Annotated in this window: 8 protein-coding genes; 4 read left to right on the forward strand and 4 right to left on the reverse strand. The window is 54.6% G+C overall.

The annotated features are described in order from the left end of the window. The coding region (locus tag WBV42_RS05940) for a PH domain-containing protein (protein ID WP_423985207.1) at positions 1 to 198 on the forward strand (198 nt) is incomplete at its 5' end. A 193-nt stretch (positions 199 to 391) separates the two neighbouring features. After that, positions 392 to 697, forward strand: a complete 306-nt coding sequence (locus WBV42_RS05945; protein ID WP_423985208.1) for a hypothetical protein — start codon at positions 392 to 394, stop codon at positions 695 to 697. 38 nt (positions 698 to 735) lie between these two features. Here the strand turns inward: WBV42_RS05945 and WBV42_RS05950 are convergent, their stop codons facing one another. Then, positions 736 to 1,032, reverse strand: coding sequence for a hypothetical protein (locus WBV42_RS05950; protein WP_423985209.1), 297 nt, complete (start codon positions 1,030 to 1,032; stop codon positions 736 to 738). A gap of 246 nt (positions 1,033 to 1,278) precedes the next feature. On the opposite strand from WBV42_RS05950, the gene WBV42_RS05955 reads away from it, so the two are divergent. Both WBV42_RS05955 and glmU read left to right on the forward strand, forming a co-directional pair. Then, a complete protein-coding gene (locus WBV42_RS05955; RefSeq protein ID WP_423985210.1) occupies positions 1,279 to 1,647 on the forward strand; it encodes a hypothetical protein in 369 nt (122 codons plus the stop codon). A gap of 52 nt (positions 1,648 to 1,699) precedes the next feature. Then, the gene (gene glmU / locus WBV42_RS05960; RefSeq protein ID WP_423985211.1) at positions 1,700 to 2,881 is read left to right on the forward strand and encodes a bifunctional sugar-1-phosphate nucleotidylyltransferase/acetyltransferase; all 1,182 of its coding nucleotides are present in this window, start codon (positions 1,700 to 1,702) and stop codon (positions 2,879 to 2,881) included. Positions 2,882 to 2,943: 62 nt separating this feature from the next. On the opposite strand, the gene WBV42_RS05965 is transcribed toward glmU, so the two are convergent. The 3 genes from WBV42_RS05965 to WBV42_RS05975 all read right to left on the reverse strand — a co-directional run bounded on the left by WBV42_RS05965 (position 2,944) and on the right by WBV42_RS05975 (position 5,263). Beyond that, positions 2,944 to 3,123 carry a DUF7563 family protein gene (locus WBV42_RS05965; RefSeq protein ID WP_423985212.1) on the reverse strand — a complete coding sequence of 60 codons (180 nt, stop codon included), beginning with the start codon at positions 3,121 to 3,123 and terminating at the stop codon, positions 2,944 to 2,946. Between the two features lie 178 nt (positions 3,124 to 3,301). Continuing rightward, complete coding sequence (locus WBV42_RS05970) at positions 3,302 to 4,303, reverse strand: DUF7343 domain-containing protein (RefSeq protein WP_423985213.1); 1,002 nt, start codon at positions 4,301 to 4,303, stop codon at positions 3,302 to 3,304. Positions 4,304 to 4,678: 375 nt separating this feature from the next. After that, positions 4,679 to 5,263 (reverse strand): DUF7344 domain-containing protein, encoded by a 585-nt coding sequence (locus WBV42_RS05975; RefSeq protein ID WP_423985215.1) that lies wholly within the window; start codon positions 5,261 to 5,263, stop codon positions 4,679 to 4,681. Positions 5,264 to 5,382 lie beyond the last annotated feature (119 nt).

A 5,382-nucleotide genomic window follows, 5' to 3' on the forward strand; every position in this document is an offset into this window, starting at 1 on the left:
TCACAAATTCGATTGGAACGTGTGCAGGATATTGCCTTCTCACAATCACTTCCGGAACGCATCTTCGATTACGGGACGGTGAAGATACACACCGCCGGACCGTCGACGAACAACATCATTTTTGAGAACGTTTCCAACCCACAATCTATCAACGGACTGTTGACTGAACAGTTGGATAAAGTCTCTCCGCGGCAGTGATCTCTGACTCGCTGATTTTCGACGTACAAACTTCGACAACAGAACATACGCGGTTTGAAACGATCTGAAACGGTGCACGACGAGTTTCTCCTTTTATTACCCCCCGGGGATATGGCCGAATCGAGGAAAGCGAAAAATGAGCCAAACTGACAGCGCCTCTCTTTGGACAGGTTCCCAAGAATTCGAGGGTTCTTTGAAGACTCTCCTGGTTGCGGCACGCCGTGGTGCGGTCACGTTCGACCGCTCGTGGACGTTCCGCCGCGAGGACGATCATCCCGACCTCATGGTCGAAGTGACGCGACTGGCGAGTGACCCCGAGACCACACATACCTGTAGGGAGCACGCACCTACGATGGACGAAACGGAGTTCGAAACCAAACTGTCATCCCTACTCCGAGGCGCACATCGGTCCGGAATCGGCTTCGATCGTGCGTGGACCTTCCGGTGTACTGATGGTCTCGACCTGATGGTTGAAATCACGCAACTCGCCAAACGGTAAAAAAGCCTTCCCCCTCCAAACGACTGATACCCCCGTTTTTACGCCGCTTCGATGTTCTGTAGCTTGCCGATCGGCTGTCGTTCCTCTGCAATCGGCTTGAGGCGGTCTACTTGGGGATCGAGCCATCCACCGATCCATTGGGTCTCGATGCGGAGATAATCGTCCGCGAAGGTTTTCACCAGTATGGTAAATCGGTCGTTCGTTCGGTCGATATCGTGCACGTGGCAATCGATAGTGACGTCACCGACGGTGACACGGAGGGGGTCTTCGATTTCGAGGCCGACGAACGAGTCGACGAGATCGGAAACCTTGTGGCGGCTTTCGGTCGCACTCATTACAACTAGCGCTTCTTTCCCCATCTCTAAAAAGGGGGAATACGGTTTCACACTGTTCTATTCGTTTGTCGACAACAGGGAAACCGGTACTGTCTTGCGTTTCATCCGTTTTATTATAGAATAAGTATCATTCTATCCGTCCCTATATAAAGAGTGGGAGCACGAAGGTCAACATCTTTTACCGCATCCCCGAAATGATATGTTAGAGATGGTTTGGGAGTGCCGCGACGTGAGCGAGGGAGCAGAATGAAACAAGTTGCCAATCATACGGTCAAGGAAGCGGACGGCTGTTACAGTGGTATTCCGGTCCGTATCGAGGATTATCGGCTCCAACGCAACGTCTACGGTGGGATCGAATGGTCGGATGGGGTTGAATCGGTGATCTGCCGTCGAGTCGGTGATCAGTGGCAAGCCCTCGTCGTTCAGAACGGGGAGACACGAACGCTCTTCCCCGGACTCGGGTCACAAAACCACGCCCTGTGGTTGGCGCGTGAGTATCTGGAGTTCGGACAGACGTACGATGGTATGGATGTTTGGGAAGATCTCCCATCCCGAGAGCGGTCGAATCCGTTCCGTGACATGATTTCGTCCACGCAGAACTCGTTCCGCGTGTAGTCCGCTCGTTAGCCCGTGAATAATTATACGCCTTCTAGCGGAAGATACTGCTATGCAGGCAATCGTTCTGGCCGCAGGTGAGGGTACACGAATGCGACCGCTATCCGCATCGTGTCCGAAGCCCATGTTGCCGGTTGCAGAGGAACCACTTGTCGCTCACACGGCGCGAGCCGCCGTCGAAGCGGGTGCCGAAGAACTCGTTCTCGTCGTCGGCTACGAGGCTGACACCGTCCGGGAGTACTTCGGCGCGGAGTACGCCGGAATCCCGGTCAAATATTCGGTACAGGAAGAGCAACGTGGAACGGCCGACGCGGTTCGCGCGGCCCGTGAACACATCAACGGGCCGTTTGCCGTCCTCAACGGCGACAATCTCTACGATACCGCTGCCGTCAAAAAGCTACTCTCGAACGGTCCCGGTGTGGGGACGTACCGAGTCGATGATCCTTCGAATTACGGCGTCATCTCGACGGATGGTGATCGTGCGACGGGCATCGTCGAAAAACCGGACAACCCGCCGACGGACCTTGCCAACACTGGTGCATACGTGTTCCCTGAAGAAGCGCGTGACTGGCTCGACGTCGGTGAGAGCGAACGCGGCGAGTTCGAAATCACGGACGTAGTGGAGCGCGTCATCGAGGAATACGACGTCACTGCCGTCGAAGTCGAACGATGGCTCGACGTGGGCCGCCCGTGGGAACTGCTCGAAGCGAACGAATGGAAAATCGGAGAGTTGGAACGCGATATCAGTGGGGATGTGAGCGATGGGTCCACGATTACGGGGGATGTAGTCGTCGAGGAGGGTGCAACGGTCAAATCCGGCGTCGTCATCGAGGGACCGGCGCTGATCCGTTCGGATGCAACCATCGGACCGAACGCGTACATCCGGGGTGCAACGCTCGTGGATGAAGGCGCAAAAGTCGGCCACAGCGTCGAGGTGAAAAACAGCGTCTTGTCGCCAGGTGCGACGGTCGGTCACCTCTCCTATGTCGGTGATAGCGTCCTCGGTCGTAACGTGAACTTCGGTGCGGGAACGAACGTGGCCAATCTCCGTCACGACGGTAAGTCGGTCAAACACACGGTGAAAGGTGACCGAGTTTCCACTGGACGGCGGAAGTTCGGTGTCGTCGTCGGCGACAACGTGAAAACGGGCATCAACACCAGTCTCTATCCAGGTGTCACGCTCTCGGAAGGTGCGATGACGCTCCCGAACGAGGAAGTCTCTCGGGACAAGTAACTCCGCGCTGTCTGTTATCTTCGGCTATGGAATGAAGTGAGAAGTAGAGGTGCGCGTTAGCACTACCGCATTTCCTCTCGGGCGAGGTCGGCTTCGACGGGGTCGTTGGCACGTCCCTTCTTCACTTCGGTCGCAGTCATACATTCGAAACAGCCGTAGACTTCGTTTCGGTTGTTCCCGAACACGCGGGCGAATTGGGGAGTCACGAACGAGCTACAGTTACGACACTGCGTATCGGCCATCGTGCTACCGTCGACGTTTCGGGAACCGTTCATGTCTATCGACATTGTATCCCATGCTTCACAGGGTACCACTATTATTATCCAGCAATTAAGGAGCTGAAACGGACTGGAACTATGTCGAATATCTGTAGTGTTCCAACTGTTTCACCTTGCCTGTGCTGGGTTTTTAAATATCGATCTAACTATATGAATCTTCTTCATGTGGCGATCGAGCACCGTTAGGTTTCGCGCCTTCGAGGTATACAATGTTGCCACGACCGACGCGCAATCGATTGATGTCACCCCTTTCTTCCATTCTGGAGAGCAGTCTGCTTACCTTCGACTTCGACCACCCGGTTTTCTCGACGATATCCACCTGTTTCATCCGGTCTCGATTATTGCGCAGGAGTTTCAACACTTGACCTTCGTCGGTGAGGATGTTTTCGTCACCGTCGGCATCGCCTTCCTCTGATTTCGTTACCGGTATCGAGGTGGTTCCCGATTCGGGGACCGGTGTCGGTGGATCGGGGTCGTCGCGACCGACCCGCCAGAGCAAGGCTGCAGCGCCGAAAATACCGATACCGACGACACCGACGAGCAGGAGTTGTATTCCCGAAAGACCGTTCGACTGCTGGTGTTTCGTTGCCGTCGTCGTTTTCGACGCTTGCGTAGTCGATCTCGCAACGTTCGGGTTCATCGGCTCGGGATCTTTTGCATCGTTGACGCCGTCCCCATCGCTATCCGCCTTGTTCGGGTTCGTTCCGCTGAGTATCTCCTTTCCGTCGAGTATACTGTCGTTATCGCTGTCCTTGCTGACTGGGTTCGTTCCCCATTTGTTGACTTCCTCCCCGTCGTTGAGTCCGTCGCTGTCCATGTCCGAATCGTTGAGGGCGTCAGCTGGCCAACCATTCTCTTGTATTTTGTCGGCCTCGAACTCGTTCGTCAGGCCGTCTTGGTCGTAGTCTCCCCCTTTCGTGATGACCGTCTGGTTGATCGTTCGACTGTCGATGATCGGAACGTCGCTTCCGAACGTGGGTCTCAGTCGGAAATAGAGCGTCCGTTTTCCGGTTTCGCTCGCGTTGGTACCGTTGAGTGTGACGGTCGTGGTCGAACCGTTTCCGACGGTCGCACTTTGACAGACGACGCTGTGGGGGTCCTTGCCGTTGTAACTTTCCAGTAGGCAAACCGAATACTTCGACACGTTCGAATTTATACGGAATTTTACATCGGCGGTGTACCGTTCGGACTGCCAAACGTACGTCGTCTCGTTCGTTTTCGTGACGACGGCATCTCCGGTTCGATGTATCGAGATAATCCGTCCGGTATCTGTCCCATCCGTCCCCCCTGCTGTTGCCGGAACCACGGCGACACCGACGACGAGGAAAACGACAAGGATAGCATGGATAACCAACCAAATATGGTTCCGGTGACCGAACATTTGTTTCGAGTACGTAGTCGGACGCTTAGTTCCTTCGCCATATAGTTCTACGTCAGACAAAATTGATATGAATTCATTCTAAATTATTAAAACATATAAAACCTGTCTCACAAGACGATTCGTTTCGGACGTTTGTCGTTAACGGAGGGCGATCTGCATGGCGGATATCATCGCGTACAGTCCGACGACGAATGCACCGAGAAGGTTGGTCGATGCGGCCGAGACGAGCGGTGCGTTCAACCACGCTGCTGCGAACGTTCCCGCGCTGACTGCGGTTGCCCAGCGGTAGTAACTGAACCAGCGGTCGTTATCCGACTCGACGTCGATTTCGGTTTCCGATGTTTCGGACTCGATAGACGGTTCGAGGTATGGATCGAATTCGTCGGCCAGATCGTCACGTTCGACGATTCCACGACTCTTGTTGTACTCGATGATGCCTTCGCTGTCGAGTTTCGGGAGATGCGACTGATAGAGTGCGATGTACACGCGTTGGCGTTCGTCCGAAGCGAGTGCTTGAACGGTGGTGTCGTTTTCCCATGCGGCGACTTGTTCCGCGAGGTCGCGCATTTCCACGGGGTTGTCGTGCTCTTTGAGATACCGTAGGGCGTGTCGCCGTCGTTGTGTCTGAAGGATGTGGAAGATCTTGTCCTTCGTGAGGTTTTTCGATTCGTTCTCGTTCGGCAACGACGGGGCTTCAGAGAGAGTTTGCGTCGTAGCGCTCATGTTTCTTCGACGGTATCCAGACGGGGATACATCATAAAATAGACCGACCCTCTCGCTTTCTTGCACGCCGTTGCATTCCGTTTACGTCTTGCGATTGTACGGTTTGAACGGAGTGAACC

The sequence above is a fragment of the Haladaptatus sp. genome, assembly GCF_049589095.1.
In the GTDB taxonomy this organism is placed as follows: Archaea; Halobacteriota; Halobacteria; order Halobacteriales; family Haladaptataceae; genus Haladaptatus.